At 58.9% G+C, this 20,371-nt stretch carries 19 protein-coding genes and 2 riboswitches; of the genes, 13 read left to right on the top strand and 6 right to left on the bottom strand.

Features of this window, described 5'->3' with window-relative positions:
* Positions 1-4 precede the first annotated feature (4 nt).
* Positions 5-1,786 (bottom strand): wax ester/triacylglycerol synthase family O-acyltransferase, encoded by a 1,782-nt coding sequence (locus AC0L6S_RS02770; RefSeq protein ID WP_473426895.1) that lies wholly within the window; start codon positions 1,784-1,786, stop codon positions 5-7.
* 141 nt (positions 1,787-1,927) lie between these two features.
* Between AC0L6S_RS02770 and AC0L6S_RS02765 the strand changes: the two genes are divergently transcribed.
* Genes AC0L6S_RS02765 through AC0L6S_RS02745 form a run of 5 tightly spaced genes read left to right on the top strand, consistent with a single transcriptional unit; the run spans position 1,928 to position 5,358 of the window.
* Positions 1,928-2,512, top strand: a complete 585-nt coding sequence (locus AC0L6S_RS02765) for a carboxymuconolactone decarboxylase family protein (protein ID WP_473426894.1) — start codon at positions 1,928-1,930, stop codon at positions 2,510-2,512.
* Positions 2,509-2,910, top strand: a complete 402-nt coding sequence (locus AC0L6S_RS02760) for a hypothetical protein (protein WP_473426893.1) — start codon at positions 2,509-2,511, stop codon at positions 2,908-2,910. The genes AC0L6S_RS02765 and AC0L6S_RS02760 overlap by 4 nt, the downstream gene beginning before the upstream one ends.
* Entirely contained in the window at positions 2,903-3,511 is a 609-nt protein-coding gene (locus AC0L6S_RS02755; protein WP_473426892.1) for an SCO family protein, read from the top strand. Before AC0L6S_RS02760 ends, AC0L6S_RS02755 begins: the two co-directional genes overlap by 8 nt.
* On the top strand, positions 3,508-4,416 hold the full coding sequence (gene sigJ / locus AC0L6S_RS02750) for an RNA polymerase sigma factor SigJ (protein ID WP_473426891.1): 909 nt from the start codon (positions 3,508-3,510) through the stop codon (positions 4,414-4,416). The genes AC0L6S_RS02755 and sigJ overlap by 4 nt, the downstream gene beginning before the upstream one ends.
* Before the next feature lie 60 nt (positions 4,417-4,476).
* Positions 4,477-5,358 carry a DMT family transporter gene (locus AC0L6S_RS02745; RefSeq protein WP_473426890.1) on the top strand — a complete coding sequence of 294 codons (882 nt, stop codon included), beginning with the start codon at positions 4,477-4,479 and terminating at the stop codon, positions 5,356-5,358.
* Positions 5,359-5,391: 33 nt separating this feature from the next.
* Here the strand turns inward: AC0L6S_RS02745 and AC0L6S_RS02740 are convergent, their stop codons facing one another.
* The gene (locus AC0L6S_RS02740; protein WP_473426889.1) at positions 5,392-5,694 is read right to left on the bottom strand and encodes a DUF4124 domain-containing protein; all 303 of its coding nucleotides are present in this window, start codon (positions 5,692-5,694) and stop codon (positions 5,392-5,394) included.
* A gap of 237 nt (positions 5,695-5,931) precedes the next feature.
* Here AC0L6S_RS02740 and msrA point away from each other — a divergent pair, with 237 nt between their 5' ends.
* Positions 5,932-6,531, top strand: coding sequence for a peptide-methionine (S)-S-oxide reductase MsrA (gene msrA / locus AC0L6S_RS02735; protein ID WP_473426888.1), 600 nt, complete (start codon positions 5,932-5,934; stop codon positions 6,529-6,531).
* On the opposite strand, the gene AC0L6S_RS02730 is transcribed toward msrA, so the two are convergent.
* From AC0L6S_RS02730 to AC0L6S_RS02715, 4 genes are all read right to left on the bottom strand, one after another.
* Positions 6,532-7,092 (bottom strand): PadR family transcriptional regulator, encoded by a 561-nt coding sequence (locus tag AC0L6S_RS02730; RefSeq protein WP_473426887.1) that lies wholly within the window; start codon positions 7,090-7,092, stop codon positions 6,532-6,534. It lies immediately after the preceding gene.
* A gap of 13 nt (positions 7,093-7,105) precedes the next feature.
* Positions 7,106-7,963 (bottom strand): TIGR03619 family F420-dependent LLM class oxidoreductase, encoded by an 858-nt coding sequence (locus AC0L6S_RS02725; RefSeq protein WP_473426886.1) that lies wholly within the window; start codon positions 7,961-7,963, stop codon positions 7,106-7,108.
* Positions 7,964-8,126: 163 nt separating this feature from the next.
* Entirely contained in the window at positions 8,127-9,182 is a 1,056-nt protein-coding gene (locus tag AC0L6S_RS02720; protein ID WP_473426885.1) for a 3-deoxy-7-phosphoheptulonate synthase, read from the bottom strand.
* A gap of 36 nt (positions 9,183-9,218) precedes the next feature.
* Positions 9,219-9,713, bottom strand: coding sequence for a DUF501 domain-containing protein (locus AC0L6S_RS02715; RefSeq protein ID WP_473426884.1), 495 nt, complete (start codon positions 9,711-9,713; stop codon positions 9,219-9,221).
* A gap of 116 nt (positions 9,714-9,829) precedes the next feature.
* A riboswitch (cobalamin riboswitch) is annotated at positions 9,830-10,034 on the top strand.
* A gap of 265 nt (positions 10,035-10,299) precedes the next feature.
* On the opposite strand from AC0L6S_RS02715, the gene AC0L6S_RS02710 reads away from it, so the two are divergent.
* The 7 genes from AC0L6S_RS02710 (at position 10,300) to AC0L6S_RS02680 (ending at position 20,140) form a co-directional block, all read left to right on the top strand.
* Entirely contained in the window at positions 10,300-14,694 is a 4,395-nt protein-coding gene (locus tag AC0L6S_RS02710) for a cobaltochelatase subunit CobN (RefSeq protein WP_473426883.1), read from the top strand.
* Positions 14,691-15,146, top strand: a complete 456-nt coding sequence (locus AC0L6S_RS02705; RefSeq protein WP_473426882.1) for a MotA/TolQ/ExbB proton channel family protein — start codon at positions 14,691-14,693, stop codon at positions 15,144-15,146. The genes AC0L6S_RS02710 and AC0L6S_RS02705 overlap by 4 nt, the downstream gene beginning before the upstream one ends.
* Positions 15,136-15,453: a DUF2149 domain-containing protein gene (locus AC0L6S_RS02700; protein WP_473426881.1), complete on the top strand. Its 318-nt coding sequence runs from the start codon at positions 15,136-15,138 to the stop codon at positions 15,451-15,453. The genes AC0L6S_RS02705 and AC0L6S_RS02700 overlap by 11 nt, the downstream gene beginning before the upstream one ends.
* Positions 15,454-15,683: 230 nt before the next feature.
* Positions 15,684-16,448: a DUF3348 family protein gene (locus AC0L6S_RS02695; RefSeq protein WP_473426880.1), complete on the top strand. Its 765-nt coding sequence runs from the start codon at positions 15,684-15,686 to the stop codon at positions 16,446-16,448.
* Between the two features lie 4 nt (positions 16,449-16,452).
* A complete protein-coding gene (locus AC0L6S_RS02690) occupies positions 16,453-18,807 on the top strand; it encodes a coiled-coil domain-containing protein (protein ID WP_473426879.1) in 2,355 nt (784 codons plus the stop codon).
* Complete coding sequence (locus tag AC0L6S_RS02685) at positions 18,807-19,448, top strand: OmpA family protein (protein WP_473426878.1); 642 nt, start codon at positions 18,807-18,809, stop codon at positions 19,446-19,448. Before AC0L6S_RS02690 ends, AC0L6S_RS02685 begins: the two co-directional genes overlap by 1 nt.
* Before the next feature lie 2 nt (positions 19,449-19,450).
* Positions 19,451-20,140 carry a DUF2894 domain-containing protein gene (locus AC0L6S_RS02680; RefSeq protein ID WP_473426877.1) on the top strand — a complete coding sequence of 230 codons (690 nt, stop codon included), beginning with the start codon at positions 19,451-19,453 and terminating at the stop codon, positions 20,138-20,140.
* Between the two features lie 68 nt (positions 20,141-20,208).
* A riboswitch (cobalamin riboswitch) is annotated at positions 20,209-20,344 on the top strand.
* The last annotated feature ends 27 nt before the right edge of the window (positions 20,345-20,371 follow it).

The raw sequence follows: 20,371 nt of genomic DNA, 5'->3' as shown, positions 1-20,371 counted from the left end.
CATATTATTGTTTAGCCGCTGGCTTTGCCGGTTGCGTTTTGCGCGTGGCTTTAAGCCTGGGTTTAACCCCCGCCTTCACTTTAACTTTGGCTGCGGTCGCAGGCTTTACTGATGCTGCTTTGCTGGATCCGACCTTTTTCGTAGCAGCTTTTCTCGGAGATGTTTTTTTCGGGGCGGTCTTACTGGACGCAGACATCTTCGCAGATGACTTCGCCTGAGTCACCTTCTTTGTAACAGCCTTCTTTGTAGAGGCCTTTTTCGCAGATGCCTTTTTCTGAGCCACCTTCTTCGGTGACGCCCTCTTCGGTGACGCCGCCCTGGCAGCCACCTTGCGAGATGCCGCCTTGCTCGGCCGCGCCTTTTTCTTGCCACTGGCGCGCAGTCCTGCCACCTCCTCCAGTTCCACCAGAGCATCTTCGAGATAATCGATCATGCGCTGAATTTCAGGCAGCGAACGACGACAGGCAATAATGCCAAAGTCGAGACTTTTGGCGTAACTCACCAGCGTGATATTCATCGCAAAGCCGTCGAACACGATGGATGCCGGGTAGACGCCATCCATTCTGGCGCCATTCCAGTAGAGCTGCTCGCGAGGGCCAGGCACATTGGAGATCACCGTACTGAATGCCGGAAACTGCGCGGCCAGCCCCAACATCGTAGTCAGCAGCGCCGGCACCTGCGTCAACTGCATGAAAATCATCGCCTCGCGTGCACTCAAGCCCTTGAGCAAATCCTTACCCGCGCGCATGGATTCCTGAATGGTTCTCAGACGCAGTTCCGGATCAGCAATATTCGTCGCCAGGTCTGCGGTGATAAAGCCCACGGCGTTGCCGGCCCTGAAATCATCTTTCTCCCTGAGCGACACAGGTGCCATCGCTTTTAATGAGTGCTCGGGTAACTCGTGATGGCCTTGCAGATAACGCCGCAATGCGCCCGAGCACATCGCCAGCACCACGTCATTCACAGTGCCGTTGATCGCTTTACAAACAGACTGGATACGCTCGAAATCCCACGACTGGGCGACAAACCGCCGCGCTCCGTCCACCCGGGTATTGATCGATGTTCGCGGCACATTGTGCCAGGGCACGGCGAGGTTGCCGCTGCGCCCAAAGAAAGCGCCACCGAAACGCCGCAGTGCCCCCAGTATCTGTGTAGAGCTGTCAAACTGCTGTTTCAGCGCGTCGGCAACTGCAAGCAGTTCCCGCTCTTCGGGCACTACCCGCCGCGCCCGTTTCGCGCCGACAGCGGCCAGGTGTCGTTTATAGGCCTTCATCGACATCGGCAGATCAGGTGTTCGGAAATTCGGATCGGTTGAAGAGATACTGCGGGTCAATTGCATGGACGCCACGCCATCGATCGCGGCATGATGCATTTTCGAATAGACCGCAAACTGATGATTTTGCAGACCCTCTATCAGATGAATTTCCCACAGTGGCCGATTGCGATCCAGTAGCGTACTGTGTAGCCGACCCACCAGCGCAAACAGTTCTCGGTAGCGCCCCGGGCTCGGCAAAGCCGAATGCCGTACGTGGTAGTCGATATCGATACTCTTGTCCTTTTCCCAGTAGAGCGGCCCCAGCGGACCCGCACGACCGGTCGTGACATATTCACCAAAGGGCTCGCGGAAGTCGTCCGGACCCAAGCCATCCAGCGATAGTTGTCCGACGAATTCCTGCGCGCTGACACCTTTGGGCAGTGTGTATAGCGCCACCCCGCCAACATGCATGGGAGTCTCGCGTTTTTCAGCCATCAGGAACGCGGCATCTGCCAATTCTATTCGTCGCATTATTCTCGCCTTATCACTCGTGAGGTTGATGAGCTGACTATAGTACAGGGTCGGGTGCTTTCTCAAAATAATTCTGAATGCGCTGTCACAACGATACGTCCTGTCTCGTCTAGATAGAAAACCAAACAGGATTGCGCAAACATGATCAGACTACTTGCACACCGGTGGCTGCGGGCTTTTTCTCAACGCTATGACTACGACACCCACTATATGGCAGAAATACTGGAACATAGCCCTGCAGCACTGGCGAAGTACTCCATATTGAACCTGCTGGCCTCACACCGCCGCGGCATTCCCAGAGCGCCGTGGTGGACTGCTCGCATTCGCGCGGCGCTGCGGGAAGACTGCGGCCCCTGTGTCCAACTGGCATGCAATATGGCGCTGGAGAGCGGTGTTGATCCAGCCATTGTCAGCGCTGTTATCGCGTCAGACCTGACAGCGCTGGATGAAGATTGTGCGCTGGTGCTGCGATTTACCGAATACGTGCTCGCCCATCACCCGGATGCAGAGCACTTGCGCGACGAGATTCGACAGCGCTGGGGGGAGGACGGACTGATCTCTCTGGCTATGACCATCAGTACCACGCGGGTCTACCCCACCGTAAAATACGTACTCGGTTATGGGCAGACATGCCAACGCGTAAACGTTGAACAGCGGAGTGTTACCCCCGCCAGTCCAGCATCCGCTACACTATCCGACATAGTAATTCGAGGCGTAGCGCAGTGACAGACCGCATCGTGACATACACCGCAGCGCTTCTGGGATTCTTAATGCTGACCAATGGCTGCTGGCAACTGGCGGCTCCCGAGGGTTGGTATTGGGCAATTCCAGGAGTTCCCGACAGAGGCCCGTTCAACCAACACTTTGTACGCGATCTGGGCATCATCTATTCGATGACGGGAATCGGACTGATATTGGGCGCTGCGCGACCACAACAGCGCTTCGCCTACTGGTGGGCGCCGGCTTTCTGGTTGGTGGGACACGCACTCTTTCACGTGTGGGAAGTATTGGTGGGTATTTGCGGCCCGACATCACTGCTGCAGGATTTTGCCGGGGTAACCCTGCCCGCCATTATCAGCGTTGTGTTGCTAATCTATGCGCGCCGCGGAGATAACGGTGAGTAGGCCACCTTTTGCAGCGGGCATCACTATTGCCCTCGCCGTCGCCTGCGGGCTGATTATCAGCCAGCTATGCAGTCAATCAGCGCCTAACGGCGTAGAAAACACTACGCTCGAGTGGCTCACTCAGCCGCGCCCGATCGCAGACTTTACTCTCATGTCCGATAAGGGAGAGGTAACCGCGGACACGATGCGCGGCCACTGGCAACTGCTTGTGCTGGGATTTACAAAGTGCCCCGACCTGTGCCCGGCAACATTGGCCGAGCTGTCCCGATTACTGACGCTGTCAGGCGATGAACCTCTGCGCGTGTTCTTTGTTTCCGTTGACCCCGAGCGCGATTCGCCGGCGGAGCTGGCAGCCTATATCGCTTTCTTCGGTACTGGAATCACCGGTATCACCGGCGAGCGACAACAGCTGCGACAGCTCGCTAATTCGATAGGAATGGACTTTCGACACGACGGCGCCGGCACCTCCCTCCGGATCAGCCACTCACCCACAATCGCTTTGATCGGCCCCGAAGGCTATCTTCGCGGGCGCCTGCGCCCGGGCTTTGATGTACACAAGGCAGCCCGTGAAATCGACGTCAAGCTACTGACTGCCTCGTGAATAGCAATGCCACACTGTTTGAGCAACAGCGCCCGCGACTGCTGTCCCTGGCCTATCGCATGCTCGGCGAGGTACAGGCGGCCGAGGATATTGTGCAGGAGAGCTGGTTGCGTTGGGCTGCCGCACCCGCGAACGATATACGCTCACCCGCTGCCTGGCTGAGCCGGGTAGTCACCCGACTCGCCATCGATCAATTGCGCAGCGCCCAACGAAGGCGTGAGGTGTATATCGGTCCCTGGTTGCCCGAGCCCATCATCGATGAGGCGGACGGCGGCCCCAGCCACCTGACGGCATTAGCCCAGGAATGTGAACTGGCACTGCTGTGGTCGCTGGAACGGCTGGCAGCGGAAGAACGTGCGGCATTCGTGCTGAGCCAAGTCTTCGAAACCCCGTACGCTGACATCGCGCGCACGCTGGATAAATCCGAGCCGGCCTGCCGGCAACTGGTGAGTCGCGCACGGCAGCGCGTACAGGAAGCCTCGCCGCGATTCGACACCACGCCAGAGCAACTCGAGAGTACGCTGTTAGCGTTTGTAACGGCAGCCGCCAGTGGCGACAAAGAGGAAGTACTGCGCCTGCTGGCACCGGATGTACTCGGATTAACCGACGGTGGTGGCGTGGTCAGTGCGGCCCGTATCCCACTGGAAGGCCCCGAGCGGGTGGCACAGGTGTTCACCCATATCGCCAGCAAACGGGCATCTGCACCCGGTGCACTCAGGTTGCTATCTGTCAATGGACAGCCCGCGCTGGCGCAACTGAACGGGAATGAGGACGACATGGTTTTTACCCTGCGCCTCAATCAACAAGGCGAAATCTGCTGGCTATATACGTTGCGCAACCCACAGAAACTAACCAGCGTCAAGAAGCAATACCAACTGCAGCAGCGCGGCGACAGCGCTCCGTAATACTGGTACCGCAAGGGGGCAAGCTTCCACTACAATGGCTCTTTTTTCGAGCAATAGACCATGACCCCCGAAGCGCATGCTATACGGCACGCGATCTATCTCTCTGTGCTGATGGTCCTGCTGGCGAGCACCGCTGCGGCCGCCACCAAATACGTGTCTGCCCATGTCTCGATCGAGGCAATTGTCGCGGTACAGTATCTGGTGTGCACTCTACTGTGCCTGCCGCGCATACTGCGCCCTGGCCTGAAAGACCTGCGCACCGAGCGCGTGGGCCTGCACCTGCTGCGCGGTCTGGCGGGTGTGGCCGGATTCTACCTGTTCTATGCCGCACTCGATAACATCCCGATGATGGATGCAATGATGTTGCGCCAGAGCGCCCCGCTAACTGTGCCGCTGGTGGTGTGGCTCTGGAGTCGTGAGGTGATACCCAGAGATGCCTGGCTGCCACTGCTCGTCGGCTTTGTCGGCATCGCCATCATCCTTCGACCCACCCCGGTAGGGCTCAGCTGGTGGCACGCCGGTGGCTTTTTGTCGGCGCTGTGTCTGGGCATCTCCATGGTGGCGACGCGCAAACTGGCCACCACAGAACCCACCGTGCGGATTCTGTTCTACTATTGCGCGCTGTCACTGGCCTGCGTACTACCGTTTACTATCAATGACTACGGTGGCCTGTCCCTGCTGGACTGGCTGGCGATGATCTATATCGGCGCTGCGATCTACTGGGTACTGGAACTGTATACACGGGCTTACGGCATGGCGCCGACAGCGGCTATCGCCCCCATCAACTACTTTGCAGTCGTACTGGCCGGTGTGTGGGGCTGGTTATTCTGGGATCAGGTGCCGGATGTCTGGTCGGTAGTGGGCAGCGTGCTGGTCGTTATCGGCGGCCTGCTGACCATCTACCTCGCGCGCGACAAGGGCAATAGCGCCGCTGTGCCATAGGCATCATACAGCGACCGCTACGGTGAAGAATTGCTAGCGGGTACTGGCAGTCGCCTTGTTTTCATAGATGCTGCGCCGCTCGGCATTGTAGTCCATGCCGCTCTTGCGCGTGTCCTCTTCGCTGCGCCAGGTTTTCTTCTTGGCCTTCGGCGCATAGCGGCTACCGGAATCCAGGTTGGCAGGGTCCACCCTGACCTCTTCACGCGAACTGACCGTTTCACAGGCTTTATCGGTAAAGCTGGTAGCACCCGTTGCATGATCGACACACATATAGACACGCGCGGATGCCAGCTGAGGCGCCAGCAGCAATAGTACTATTACAATAATACGACTCATTCTATCTTCCTCATTCTCTCAGGCTATATCTCAGCCATTGCCAGAGTAGAACGACCTCGGTGCGGTAAGCGACAAAAAAGTGGAGATTTCTCCAGATAACTCATAGTGTCCATTTTTTTAGCCTTTAATAGCTTATTACACCAATATTCAACAATTATTTAGATAGTGTGTTCGCCACTGAACTATCCCACCGTATACCTGTCTACCCAGACACCCGCATTAACCCTGGACCTGCCCATGCGAAGCACCGCCGCACTGTTGATAGCCCTCCTCGCCTGCCCACTCACCGCACTGGCGGAGACAGCCACCGCCGTTTTTGCTGGCGGTTGTTTCTGGTGTATGGAATCTGATTACGAGAAGTTGGACGGAGTTACCTCAGTCGTATCGGGGTTTACCGGCGGCACATTGCAGAACCCGACCTACTCCGGGAATCACGAAGGGCATTTTGAAGCGGTGGAAGTCACCTACGACCCCGAGACCATCAGCTACCAGCAACTGCTCGACCGGTTCTGGCTCTCCATCGACCCGTTCGATAACAACGGTCAATTCTGCGACAAGGGCGCCAGCTATCGCAGCGCCATCTTTCCCCGGAATGCAACGGAACGCGCGTTGGCAGAAGCGTCAAAGGCGGCGGTAGCCAAGCGCTTCAGCGATCAAACGGTGTACACCGAAATACGCGATGCCAGTACCTTCTGGCCGGTGGAGGAATATCACCAGGATTACTACCTGAAGAACCCGATTCGCTACAAATACTATCGATGGAATTGCGGCCGCGACCAGCGCCTCGAGCAGTTGTGGGGTGAACAGAGTACAGCGGACAGCGGTGACAACGGCTGATCAGGCTCCGCTGCGTATCGATGGATCGACGGTACCGATCAATTCCAGCGCCTCGTCGCACCACGCCAAAAAATGCTGCCCCTGCCCAAGGCCGCGTACCAGCGCCAGATAGGCGCCCTTGCTGCGCGTTGGCAGGGAGGTCGGATCACTGTAGTGACGCAGGCGAATCTTCTCGTACACGTAAAGCAACCGCATCATCTGTTTACGGCGCTCTGAAATCTCAGCCGCCAGATGCGCAGCATTATCGGCGCTGAGGTTGTACAGTTTGATGACCAGTTCATCCTTGGCAGCGCGGTTTTTGCTCTCCTTGAACACCCACTCGGCCAGCGCTTCGCGACCCGCCTTGGTCAGGCCATACACTATCTTATTCGGCTTACCGCTCTGCTTCACTTCGCGCTTGTTAAGCAGCGATTTCTCCGCGAGTTTGTGCAACTCCTGGTAAATCTGCTGATGCGATGCGTGCCAAAAAAAGCCCATGGAGGTTTCGAAATCCTTGGCCAACTCATAACCCGACAGGTCGGCATCGATCAGGGCTGTCATAATGGCGTGGGCAAGCGACATGCTATTTTTGCACTCAGAGTTCCGGAATCAATTTTGAAAACTGCTCGATCATCGGCATGACAATCTCCGGTTTATCCCAGTTTTCTGTTCCGACACCGATATTGCAGCGATGGACACCCATGTCGCGGTAGGACTTCAGAAGATCGACGGTGACAGGCGACATGACCACGAGTGTAATTTCCACCGCGTCAGGGTCTCGCCCGTTGTCCCGGACCAGCTGTTTAAAGTTTTTGATGTCCTGCGCAACATCCTGCATCGCCACATCCACCGGCATCCAACCATCGGCCCACTGCGCGGTATGCTTGACACCCAGCGGCCCCATTGCCCCGAGGATGACGGGCGGGCCGCCGGGGCGCGTGGCCTTGGGTTCAAACCACACCGGGTCGAAGTCGATCAGTTCGCCGTGAAACTCCGGCTCGGCATCGCTGAGCAGTGCGCGCTGTGCCAGTACGGTTTCTTTCAGGCCGAGATAGCGCCGCTTGAACGGCAGCGTGGTCGCGTTCTCAAACTCCTCCTGATTCCAGCCAACGCCACAACCGATCATCAGCCGACCATTGGAAAGCCTGTCCAGTGTGGCAATCGTTTTCGTCTGCGAGAACAACTCGCGCTCCATAAGCAGCGCGATACCCGTACCGAGTTTCAATGTAGTGGTTGCAGCAGCCGCCGCCATTAGGGAGAGATAGGGGTCCATCATTTTCTTGTAGGGTTCGGGCAACTCACCCCCCGCCGGATACGGTGTCAGCCGCGACACCGGAATATGGCTGTGCTCGCCATACCAAAGCGACTCAAAACCGGCCTCCTCCAGTGTTTTTGCCAGAAGGTCGGGCGCGGGATCGTCCGCTGTGTTCATCGAGCTAAAACCCAGGTGCATGCTAGATACCTCGCTTGTAATAAGTTGGCTGCGATCGATTCAAGCGTGACACATTAGCCCTGTTGCTGCGCGCACTCCAGCGCGATCGCCAGAACATCGCCTGCGGTTCAGATTCGCATACACGCGCTTGAGCCAGCCCAGATACTGGCAGTGCACGCAGGGCTCAACCCGCCCTGCGCTGTCGCACCGCATCGGCCAGCTTCTCCAGCACCGGCTGCGTATTGTCCCAACTAATGCAGGGGTCTGTGATGCTCTGACCAAATGTCAGTGGTTCGCCGGGCACGACATTCTGTCGCCCTTCGACCAGGTTACTCTCCAGCATCAATCCGATAATACTGCGGTTGCCGCGCGCGACCTGAGTGGCAATATCAATCGCGACATCCACCTGCCGGGCGGGAGTCTTGCGACTGTTGGAGTGGCTGGCATCAATCATGATACGCGCCGGCAAACCGGCCTTCTCCAGCATAGTCTGGGCATCCTCCACCGAAAACATATCGTAATTGGGCTGCTTGCCGCCGCGCAGGATGATGTGACAATCCTCGTTTCCGGTGGTCTGGAAAATCGCCGAACGACCGGCCTTGGTGACCGACAGGAAGTGGTGCGGCCTGGACGCTGAATTGATCGCGTCGATAGCGACCTGGATATCGCCATCGGTGGCATTCTTGAAACCCACCGGACAGGACAGGCCGGAGGTCAACTCGCGGTGGGTCTGGCTTTCTGTAGTGCGCGCCCCAATCGCTCCCCAGGACACCAGATCCGCCAGATACTGCGGGCTGATCAGGTCGAGATACTCGGTACCTGCGGGCAGCCCCATTTCCGCCAGATCCAGCAACAGTTTGCGCGCCAGATGCAGACCCTTGTTGATATGAAAGCTGTCGTTCAGATCGGGATCATTGATCAGGCCTTTCCAACCGACCGTTGTGCGCGGCTTCTCAAAATAGACCCGCATGACGATAAACAGGTCCTTTTCCAGCTCACTCGCCGCGCGCTGCAACAACTGCGCGTACTCCAGCGCCGCCTCCGGGTCGTGGATTGAACAGGGCCCCACAACGACAACCAGGCGATCATCTTCTCCGGTGAGAATTCGGTGGATAGCATCGCGCGCCTTAGCGACTGTATCTGCCGCCGGCTCGCTGATACCGATATCCTTGATCAGTTGCTGTGGGGATATCAATTCGTTGATCTGCTGGATGCGCAAATCGTCGGTTCTCGCAGTCATAATAGGTTCCATATTCAGGGGGCGCACACTATACCATCAGGTGGATTGCTCGCTCCACCAGTCATCGAGCATACGACCCACCGTGTTTGGCACCACCAAATGAGCGCCATACCAGGTGTGCAGGCAGCGGATACGGCTGAAATTGGCGATACCACCGATGCCCCTGTCGGCCAGCGCTTCACTGAAGTTCAACTCCGCCAGTCGCCGCCGGATGGATTCAGACATATACGAGTCTCGCAGCGCAATATGGGCTCGATGATCCTCTACCATAGTGAGACGCAATACAGGGTCGGCATTAATGCGCTGCTGGAAATGCGCGATCAGGCCGGTGGCTTCCACCTGGTCTATGCGATAGCACAGCTCTGGATCAATCAACCAGAACAGCGTCGGAAACGGTTTATCCTCTACCAGAGAGGCCACCCGTATCACCCGTGGCTCACCCGCGGGCCCCGCCACCGCTATGGCCTCCAGCCCCCTGGGTTCCCTGCCCAGAAGCACTGCAACCCGTTGTGTTATTTCAGGGGAAAGCATCAAACATCACCAACCACAGCCAAATTCTGGCCGCATTCTACGCAAAGGTGCCGGCTTTCGCAGCCCTGGCATGACGACCGGGGACTCGCCGATTGACTTATACCGGGCAGCCTATAGAATCGCGCTCAGCATCAGGTGCCTGCTGGCGCTCCCTTGCCGGGGTGTGTCGGAGCAGGTTAAACGGGAAGTTTGGTGTATCGATGGCCGGAGAAACACTCTCCTGACTGGCTGCCGTCGAGGAGTCCAACGCTGCCCCGCAACGGTGAATGAGTGCAAGCCTGCGCTCACAAGCCCGGAACCGGCCTGGTGGTGAATTTTTTTATTCACCACGTATGCATGCGCAAACGATGAAGCGGAGGGCTTCGCGTTGGCTTGACTACCTCGCCAATATCGCAACCATTGCCGGTTGCTCCTCCCTGATACGTTTTCGTTTGACATCTGCATGACGGAGCGGAGGGCTTCTACGCGCAGGCATTTACCCGATTCCCGGGTTGCGCCCATTACGCATTCCTCTGTTCGCCAGACATCAACAACGGCTCCACTGCACCGGCGCTACAACCATCTGTCGCGACATAGAGAGACATACATGGCCCGTATAACGAGCACACAAGGACCACTGAAACGCCTGTTGCTGGCGTGCTGGCTGCTGCTGAGCGTTCCTCTGGCCGCACAGGTGGATAACGGTAGCCAGCCCCTACCGCACGAGAAACCCCAGTTGCTGGTGCTGACTTCGCAGCGCAATGCCGAAACCATCGCAGATGCTGCGCGCCTGTTCACTGACCAATACCCGGACTATCGCATCACCGCCCGCAGCGAGACCCAACTCTGGGAAATGACCCCGATGCAGATACAGGCGTTGTTGGACGGTGCCGACCTTGTGCTTGGCATGGGCCTGTTCGGTGCATCCGTCGCGGAACTGGAACCGCATCTGAAAGCCACCACAACACCGCTGCTGATCATGAACAGTGACCACCGCCTGATACGCCTCAGTCAACTACACGGCGAAGCGGTATTCTCCGACGACGCACAGCTGGGCCATATTGCGGGCATACAGCCGGGCCACGACTTTGATCAGCAACTGGATGCATTGATCGCGCAATATCCGCAACAGGCCGACTGGATCAGCGCGCGCCGCTACTGGCAAGCAGGGGGCAGCAGCAATACCGCCAACCTGTTTGCCTGGAGCTTTGGCTTCCTCGGTGAAGAAATTGAGGTACCTGCAGCACACCCGCAACCACGGCTGCGCTGGCAATATCGCAACCGGGTCACCACTGAATTGCCAGCGTTGACCAACGACACACCCTTGCTGGTAGTGCTGGATCATGCCGGCGGCGACCGCCCGGCAGACAGTGCCCTGTTGCGAGAATTGTGCCGGCGCGCGGAAACGCAGCATCAATTCCAGTGCCTGATTGGCCTCGCCTATTGGGGTGAAGCCGGTGTGGCTGCTGCACAGGCTCTGCAGACGGTTGGGGACAGGCTCAGCGGTATCGTGATGCTGCAGGACTTTGTCATCGGCGGCGGTGAAGGGCGGGAAACCGTCACCGAGGCTCTGGACGCGCTGAACGTGCCGGTGCTTAAAGCAATCAAGATGCGTGATCGCACTGCACAGGAAAGACAGCTGTCCTCCGACGGACTTGCTCACGATAAAGTCTATTATCAAATCGCAATGCCCGAGATGCAGGGTGCCAGCCAACCGCTGGTGATCGCCGCCGCCGGCACAGAGACCGATGACCCACTCACCGGCATCCGCATCCAGCCCATTGAGGCACTATCGACGGGCATGGACAGCCTGCTCTCGCGCATGGCCCGCTGGCAGCACCTACAGACCACGCCCAACAGTGACAAACGCCTCGCCATCATCTACTACAACCACCCGCCCGGGCGACACAATATCGGCGCGGACAATCTCGATGTCCCCGCATCGCTATGGCAGATACTGAAGCAACTGGAGGCAGCGGGTTACAACACTGGCGAATTGCCCGAATCACAGGACGCACTGCTGGATATGATGCAGGCGCACGGCGTTAATCTGCCCAACGACGCCGGCGCGCTGGCCACAATGAGCCCGCTGATACAGCATATGTCGGCACAGGACTATCAGCAGTGGTTCACCACCTTGCCAGCATCGGTGCAGCGGGAGATGGTTGACGGGCCCTTCGGCCTGTTGCACGAGCAACTCAAAGCGGCGCTGGCAGCGGGCAAACCGGAACTGGCCAACGATGCCCTGCACCATACCACCGAGGAGATGCTGCACCTGTTGGAGGGCGTGGACCACCCGGGCCGGGACCGCGCGCTGGCGCTGCTGGAACAACTGGAGCAGTGCTATCACCAGACGCTGGAGCAAACCGGCCAACCCTGTTGGAATGAAGCGCTGACGCTAATCAGTGCGCTGCAACAGACGGGCATTGAAGGGCTCGGCGGCTGGGGAGAGGCGCCGGGCGAAGTGATGACCTACGACGGCGAAATCCTGTTGCCCGGACTGCGCTTTGGCAACATCTTCATCGGCCCACAACCCCCGCGCGGCTGGGAGATCAACGAGGAGCTGTTACACGCCAACCTCGCCTTTCCGCCACCGCACCAGTACCTGGCGTTCTATCACTACCTGCGCGACGATTTCGGCGCCGATGCGTTTGTCCATCTGGGCCGACACTCCACCTATGAGTTTTTGCCGCGCCGCTCTGTCGGCCTCGCAGAGGACGATTACTCACGGATTATCGCCAGCGATATCCCCGGCGTTTACCCGTACATCGTCGACGGTGTCGGCGAGGGAATCCAGGCCAAACGTCGTGGACTGGCGGTGATGGTGGATCATCTCACGCCGCCGCTGGAACACACCCCGCTCTACGACGACCTGCTGCAATTGCGGCAGTTGATCGAGAGCTTTGAAGCCAGTCACGGCAGCGACAATGAAGCGTTGTCCAGCCGTCTGGTCGCGCAGATCCGCGACAAGGTGGATGCGCTGGAACTGAAGGACGAACTGGCGCAGGCCATGTCCGCCGAACTCGCCGTGATGGGTATCAGCTTCGACGAAGTGGATGACGACATGCTGGTACACGAGGTCGGGCACTATCTCACCGACCTGCAGGAGCGCTTTATGCCGCTGGGACTGCATGTGTTCGGTCGCAACTGGCACGACGATGCCGTGGCGATGATGCTGACATCGATGGCACCGCAAAACGACGTCGAGCAACACGACTGGCAGCAACTGCTCGAGCAATCGCCGGCACTGGAAATGGCGGCCCTGCTGCGTGCACTGGACGGCGGTTTTGTCGCACCCGGCCCCGGCAACGACCCAATCCGCAGCCCCGGTAGCCTCCCTACCGGCCGCAATTTCTACGCACTGGACAACAGCCTGATTCCCAGCCCGGTCGCATGGGAACTGGGGCGGGAGATGGCCGCCGACGCCAGGGCCAACAATCCACAGAACCCGGATAAGCGCGAAGCGCTGGTACTGTGGGCATCGGATGTGGTGCGCGACGAAGGCGTGATGATTGCCTTCGGGCTGGATATGCTGGGGCTGGAGCCGGTGTGGAACAGCCGCGGGCTGGTCAAGGGGTTGCAACTACGGCCACTGGCGCAGGGCGAGGTGCGTCGCGATGTGGTGTTCACCACCTCCGGCCTGTTCCGCGATCTGTACAGCAGCCAGATGGTGCTGCTCGATCAGGCGGTATTGATGGCACTGAATGCCAGTGCCACGACGATCTACCGCGACTACCCCGCACTGACGCTGGCACTGCAACAGGCACTGGTGCCACTGCGCGGGGCTGATGCTAACAATGACCTCAATGCTGGCGATGAAAGCCTCGACAGGAACCAGGTCGCGGCGCACTGGGTGGAACAGGCACAAGCACTACTGGCACAGGGCCACAGCGAGACGGAGGCCGGCGCACTGGCCAGCCTGCGCGTATTTGGCGACGCGCCCGGCAGCTACGGTGCCGGTGTGAACCGCCTGGTAGAACGCTCCGGAGCATGGCAGCGCAGAGATGAGTTGGCAGACGTCTACATGCGCCGCCTCGGCCACAGCTACGGCCGCGATACTGGCGATGGCGGCGGCTTCGGTACGCCGGCGGAGGCCGCGTTCCGCGCCAATCTGCAAGGTGTTGAAAACACCTACTTTGGCCGTTCCAGCAATCTGTACGGGCTGATCGACAACAACGACGCCTTTGATTATCTGGGCGGCCTGAGCCTCGCAGTGGAAACACTCACCGGCGAGGTACCAAACAATTTTGTGCTCAACCATGCCAACCCGGAGAAAGTAACCACTGAACCACTGGCCGTTGCACTGCGACAGGAACTACGCGGGCGCTATCTCAACCCCGAATGGCTGCAGGGTCTGATGCAACACGGCTATGCCGGTGCGCGCACCATGGGCACGGAATTTCTGGAGTACCTGTGGGGCTGGCAGGTAACCAACCCGACGCTGGTGGGCGACTGGGCCTGGCAGGAGGTCAAGGAGGTGTACATGGACGACCGCTATCAACTCGGGCTGGATGAATTTCTGGCGCAGGGCCATAACGCACATGTAAAGGCCAATATGTTGGCGATTATGTTAGTCGCCATCCATAAAGACTTCTGGCAAGCCGATGCAGCGACCACGGCGCAACTGGCTGCCGAGTTTACCGCGCTGGTAACGGTCAACGGTCTTCCCGGTAGCGGCCACACCACGCCCGATCACCCGATGCTGCCATGGCTTGCAGATCATCTCTCCCCCGAGGACTGGTCGGCACTGCAGCAGGTGATTGAGCGCGCACGCAGTGCCCCACAGGAGCAATCTCAGGAGGTGTATCGAATGACAGAGATCGAGCTGGACGTCACTGAGGCCGCAGACGCGCCAGGCACGGACAACGCGTCATCGAATGAGGCTTCGACACAACAAGACGCAGCCCCACCGTGGCGCTGGTGGTTGCTGGCAGTGCTGGTACTGGTGGTCAGCGCGGGGTTCTACCGCACGGTGCAACAATCCAAGGGAGCAGGCGCATGATTATCCATGGCATGGCGTTGGGCGTGCTGCACCAGGTGGTCGGCTGGCTGCTTTACCCGGTGATCGCCGGTTTGGGCCTGGCTCTGCTGTTGACGCTATGGGAGCTGGGTACCGCCATTGCCGAGCGCTTTGTAACGCTGGCACGTTCCCGGCGCGGGGCAGACCTCGCACACTTTGAGCAATATGCGCAGCGGCGACTGGAGCGCGCCGATCTACTGGCGCGCAGCGGGCCGATTCTCGGCCTGATGGGCACGCTCATACCGCTGGGACCGGGGCTCTCGGCGCTGGGCACTGGCGATATCGAAATCCTCGCCACGGCGCTAACCGTCGCTTTCGACACGACGGTCATCGGCCTACTGGTCGGGCTGATAGCCTATTTGATCGGGCGCGTGCGGCGACGCTGGTACGAGGTCACGTGGCAGGCCATCGAGGCACAAGCCGATGAGCGCTAAAAGGCCCCCGTGGAAGCAGGGCCCGTTCAGCGAGCCGGATACCGACCCACTATCCGGTTTTGCCAATATTATGGATGTAATGCTGGTGTTCGCTCTGGGCCTGCTGATTACCCTGATCGCCCAGAGCCAGGAGTTGCGCAGCCATTTCCAGCTGGAGAATACCGTCGATATCCGCCAGGGGCGCGAGCTGGCTGAGCCCCCCGAGGCGCTGCAGCAACAGCTGCGCGACGGTGGCGACGGCATGGAGTCACTGGGACAGGTGTACCGCGACCCCAAAACCGGGAAGTTGATTCTCATCGACCGATAGGCCCCCTGCCCCGGTCCATCAGGGCGCGACACTGCTCCTTGAATATTTGGGGGAAATAGCGATAATGCGGGCGGTGTAAACGCACTGTCCGCCACTGTTCCCCAGTCGTACAGCCCGCGTTGCTGCTAATAACGACGCGAACTCGTGACATATCACGACTTTTCGCTCCAATTTGTTCCCACCCTAATTCAGGCAGTTAAATGGCAACATTTCGCTTGTCATAAATATTTATGACGCAGGCCAGCTTACTCAGTACCGCGCACCAGAGCCCCGCCAAGTCCTCACGACTGGTACGCTTTCTGGCGGAATTGCTCGACGTGGATGTCCAGCTCTCGCACCAGCGCTTTATCGAGCGTCTGGGGCAATCGTTCGACCTGGCCGACTCCATCAAGATCTCGGCTGTCCACGCACAGAAAATCGAGGCGGCAGAGACGCCAGCCGATGCGGATAAGGACGCTGTAAAAGACGAATTCCAGCGCGTGCGTGCATCGATCATCAACAGTGCCCTGGAGAGCTTCAACCCCGGAGCGACCAACACGAGAATACGATTCCCACAGCTGCGCGCCGAAACTGACATCGAAGAGGCCATGTCTGTAGAGCCCTATGTGGCTTTTTACCTGGCACAGCAGCGCAATATTGATTTTCGCATCCGCGATCTGCATGTGACGACCAGAGACACGCTCACCAGGCTGTCACCGCAACTTGCGCGACTGGCGGCGCTGGATTCTGTGTTGTCCGCACCCCTGCTCGCACCGGCCAGACGCTCGTTTGTCGCGGTGCCCCGCCTGCTGCGGCGCCGCTTCGAGGCGCTGCTGGAAGAACACCAACGCAACAACCCGGATGAAACGCATAGCCGCGAACGCTGGGAGCGAACCGTGGCACAGTTTCGCCAGGAAATGCAGGGGCTGCTGCTGGCAGAAATTGAAACACGCCTGCTGCCCACACTGGGCCTGATCGAAGCACTCGATGAATTCAACGACAATGACGACGACTGATCCTATGAATAAACTGTTGTTTATCCTCGCCTCCCTACTCGGCGCGTTCGCAATCCTCTGGATGGCCATGGATTTTGCCGGTGCCAATGCGCTGGCATTTGCGGTCACCGCCAGCATCGGCGGCGTGTACCTGATCGGCATTATCGAGCTGCTGCGATTTCGTCGCGCCACGGCCTCGCTGAGCAAGGCACTCGACAGCTGTAAACCGCAGACCGACGCCGACGACTGGCTTGAACAGTGGCTGGGGCAGATCGACCCGACGATACGCGGTGGTGTCCGCTCTCGCGTGATCGGCGAGCGGATCGGCCTGCCCACACCGGCTTTTACACCCTATCTGGTCGGCCTGTTGGTAATGCTCGGCCTGCTGGGTACCTTCGTCGGCATGGTCGATACCCTCGGCGGCGCGGTCTCTGCGCTGCAGGGCAGCACGGAACTCGATGCCATTCGCGCCAGCCTGACTGCACCGATGCAGGGGCTGGGCGTAGCATTTGGCACTTCAGTAGCCGGTGTAGCCGCCTCAGCCATGCTGGGACTGATTTCCACGATGGCCAGGCATGAGCGTATCCAGGCTACCCGCCAGTTGGATGGCAAAATTGCCAGTGAACTCAAACTGTTTTCTCTCGGCCACCAGCGACAACAGGCATTCAATGCACTGCAGTCACAGGCCGGCGCACTGCCCGCCGTGGCCGCCGATTTACAGTCGGTGGCAGCACAGCTGGCACAGATGGGCGAAAAGCTGGGTGACACCTTGTTGGCCAATCAACACCAGTTCCAGGCGGAGACCGAGCGGCGCTTCAATGAACTCGCCACGTCGGTCGATACCTCTCTGCGCGAAAGTCTCGCCGCCAGCGGGGCCGCAGCGGGTGCCAGCATGCAACCGATCATGACGGGCGCTGTGGCGGATATCAGCAAGATGTTGCAGGCGGCACAGGAACAACAGGCACAGGCAGCGCGCGAGCAATTACAGGCATTGGGGGATGAATTCGGCGCCGCGGGCACCTCACTACTCGATGCGTTTGCCGCGACCTCCTCATCGTGGACAGAACAAACCATTGCGCTGCAGAGCTCCATTGAGAACACCCTCACCGAAGCGGCCCGTGATCTCTCAGACAACGCAAGCAGCAGTGCCGCCAATCTGTTGTCAGAGTTCGCCACAACCTCCTCCGCCTGGACTGAACAAACGCTGGCGCTGCAGGACACCATCCAGAATACGCTGACAGAATCCGCTCGCGATCTGTCGGACAATGCCAGACACAATACCGCCAGCATGCTGGAAGCCTTCGCCGCAACCTCCTCTGACTGGAGTGAACAGACGCTGGCACTGCAGGACACCATCAGGAACACGCTGACAGAGTCCGCTCACGAGCTGTCCAATACTGCCAGAAGCAATGCCTCCAGCATGCTGGAGAATTTCGCCGCAACCTCTTCAGCGTGGACTGAACAAACATTAACGCTGCAGGAGACGATAAAGAACACCTTGACAGAATCGGCGCGCGACCTGTCGGAAAGTGCGCGCGGCAGCGCCACCGCCATGCTCTCCGAGATCGCCGCGCTGCTGCAGTCTACCGAGGCGCTGGTAGAGGCGCGAACGGCTTCCGAAGCTGCCTTGCTCGAAAGCCAGGAGACGAGATTGAAACAACTGACTGCGACACTCACCGAGCAGCTGGGAGCCCTGCGCGCGCAGGAGGAACAGGGTCAGGCCAATGCACTGGCCCGCTTTGCCGAACTCGAAGCAACGGTGACATCACACCTGACGCAGTTGGGTCAGGGTCTCGAAGAGCCCATGACACGGCTTATCGAGACAGCATCGGAAACACCGCGCGCCGCTGCTGAGGTCATCGGCCAGCTGCGCGCGGAAATTACCAATAACGTTGAGCGTGACAACCAACTCCTCGAGGAGCGCGTAAGCGTGATGCAAGAATTGAATGCCCTGTCGGCATCGTTGCAGGCGGCGGCTGACGGACAGCGCAGCGCAGTGGAAAATCTCGTGGCGTCCTCTTCAGACAGGCTGCAGGAAATCACCGAGCGTTTCGGCGAGAGCCTTGTCACCGAGGTCGAAAAAATGACCGAGGCAAGCGCCAACGTTGCCGGCGGCGCCATCGAATTGAGCAGTCTGGGCGAGGCATTCAGCCACGCGGTCAATCTATTTAATAGCTCGAACGAAGCCATGATGGAACACCTGGCCAAGGTCGAGGAATCCATGGATCGCTCCAATAATCGCAACGATGAGCAGATGGCATACTACGTGGCGCAGGCGCGGGAAATCATCGATCAAAGCATGTTGTCACAGCAAGAAATCATGGATGACATGCGTCGCCTCAATCGCAAAACACGCCAGCTCGCAAGCGAGTCCTCATAGTGGAAGAACTGGAACACGACGCGTCGCAGGATATGCCCGTATGGGCGATCTTTGGCGACCTCATGGCGGGCGTGGTCGGCATATTCGTGCTGCTGCTGATCTGGGTGCTGGGCTATCAGGTGCAGTTGGCGCAGACCCTCGAAGAGGAAGTGAGCAAACGCCAGGTTGAGGAACAGCGCAGGATGGCCTTGGAAGAGGCACTGGCAGACCCGCTTGCCACCGGGCGGGTAACGCTGCGCGATGGCCGTATCGGCATCAGTGGCAGCGTGCTGTTCTCACTAAACTCCGATCAACTGCAGCCCGAGGGGCGCGCCCTGTTGAAAACGCTGGTGGGGCCACTGCAGGTCTATCTCGGCGAGCGCGAGGAACTGTTGATGGTCAGCGGTTTCACCGATGACCTGCCAATTCAGAAAGGTAACAGCCACTATGCCGATAACTGGGAGCTGTCAGCGCAGCGCGCATTGACTGTCACGCGGGCACTGATCGAGGAAGGCATGCCGCCGGCGATGGTCTTTGCGGCGGCCTTTGGCGCACAGCAGCCGGTCGCTCCCAACGTCGATGATGGCGGCCGCTCACAGAATCGGCGGGTAGAAATGGCGCCGGTACCCAGAACAGCAAAAGCACCAGAAATACCAGACTGACAATGCCAGACAAGGTCGACAGGAAAGACGCGACAAACAGCACCGGAACCGATGCTGTATTGGAGGCACTTGCCGCGCTGGAAGCCCGCGGAGCAGAGTGCTTTGACCCAGTTCGCTTTCGCTATATCCAATCCCTGGCACAAAAAAGCCTGCAACAGAACAGCGCCGTCGCCGCGCTGCTGGTAGAGAAGGCAAACCGGGCTATTGAAGCCTATGAATCACGCTGGACCGATCAATCGGCAAAGATCGCATCGCTGGTCGCGAAGACATCTGAACAGCAACCGGCACAGACTGAATATTTAGCAAGCCTGTTTGAGGCCGGTGATTTCAGCGCTGTAAAACGCCTGGCACGACGCCAAGCAACATCCGGCAAAGAGGATTCGTTTGCGGCTCTCACCGAGCGATTACAAGCCGCCGCCGGTACAGAGGGTAAATTGCCCGGTGATTCGCAGGAGCTGAAATCCGTGCGCTATTTTCGCGATGCCCTGCAGCGACAGCACGCTGACAGGCTGGTCTCTCACGCACTCAGGGATGCCCCGGAAGATGCTGGCCCACTGAATCCGCAGAAACTGGCGCTGCAATCGTTGACGATCATGCGCGACATCTCACCGGCGTATCTGGGGCACTTTGTGTCCTATCTGGATACACTGTTCTGGCTCGAGAAGATCGACTCACAGCCACCCGCAAAGTAGCCCCTCCCCGCCAGCGGTTGACAACCCACCCCGACCTCACTACAGTGCACGCCGGAACCAGGTGCTCACCGGGAACTGTTTTTGCAGGTCTCTGGGTGAGTTAAATGGGAAGTGTGGAAGAGCTGATGCTTAATCCACCGCTGCCCCCGCAACGGTATACAGTCTGACTGTGAGCCCGACACCTGCCTGGTCTAGCGCAACGATGGAGCGGAGGGCTTCATACACGGTTGC

Source organism: Halioglobus sp. D3-4, from assembly GCF_055809315.1.
The sequence above is the reverse complement of the archived record's forward strand: the minus strand, read 5'-3'. Positions and strand labels throughout refer to the sequence as shown.

Bases quoted from the DNA above. Each gene is read 5' to 3' on its own strand.
- AC0L6S_RS02770 (WP_473426895.1), bottom strand. From the start codon at position 1,786: ATGCGACGAATAGAATTGGCAGATGCCGCGTTCCTGATGGCTGAAAAA.
- AC0L6S_RS02765 (WP_473426894.1), top strand. From the start codon at position 1,928: ATGATCAGACTACTTGCACACCGGTGGCTGCGGGCTTTTTCTCAACGC.
- AC0L6S_RS02745 (WP_473426890.1), top strand. From the start codon at position 4,477: ATGACCCCCGAAGCGCATGCTATACGGCACGCGATCTATCTCTCTGTG.
- AC0L6S_RS02740 (WP_473426889.1), bottom strand. From the start codon at position 5,694: ATGAGTCGTATTATTGTAATAGTACTATTGCTGCTGGCGCCTCAGCTG.
- msrA (WP_473426888.1), top strand. From the start codon at position 5,932: ATGCGAAGCACCGCCGCACTGTTGATAGCCCTCCTCGCCTGCCCACTC.
- AC0L6S_RS02730 (WP_473426887.1), bottom strand. From the start codon at position 7,092: ATGTCGCTTGCCCACGCCATTATGACAGCCCTGATCGATGCCGACCTG.
- AC0L6S_RS02725 (WP_473426886.1), bottom strand. From the start codon at position 7,963: ATGCACCTGGGTTTTAGCTCGATGAACACAGCGGACGATCCCGCGCCC.
- AC0L6S_RS02720 (WP_473426885.1), bottom strand. From the start codon at position 9,182: ATGACTGCGAGAACCGACGATTTGCGCATCCAGCAGATCAACGAATTG.
- AC0L6S_RS02715 (WP_473426884.1), bottom strand. From the start codon at position 9,713: ATGCTTTCCCCTGAAATAACACAACGGGTTGCAGTGCTTCTGGGCAGG.
- AC0L6S_RS02710 (WP_473426883.1), top strand. From the start codon at position 10,300: ATGGCCCGTATAACGAGCACACAAGGACCACTGAAACGCCTGTTGCTG.
- AC0L6S_RS02705 (WP_473426882.1), top strand. From the start codon at position 14,691: ATGATTATCCATGGCATGGCGTTGGGCGTGCTGCACCAGGTGGTCGGC.
- AC0L6S_RS02700 (WP_473426881.1), top strand. From the start codon at position 15,136: ATGAGCGCTAAAAGGCCCCCGTGGAAGCAGGGCCCGTTCAGCGAGCCG.
- AC0L6S_RS02695 (WP_473426880.1), top strand. From the start codon at position 15,684: ATGACGCAGGCCAGCTTACTCAGTACCGCGCACCAGAGCCCCGCCAAG.
- AC0L6S_RS02690 (WP_473426879.1), top strand. From the start codon at position 16,453: ATGAATAAACTGTTGTTTATCCTCGCCTCCCTACTCGGCGCGTTCGCA.
- AC0L6S_RS02680 (WP_473426877.1), top strand. From the start codon at position 19,451: ATGCCAGACAAGGTCGACAGGAAAGACGCGACAAACAGCACCGGAACC.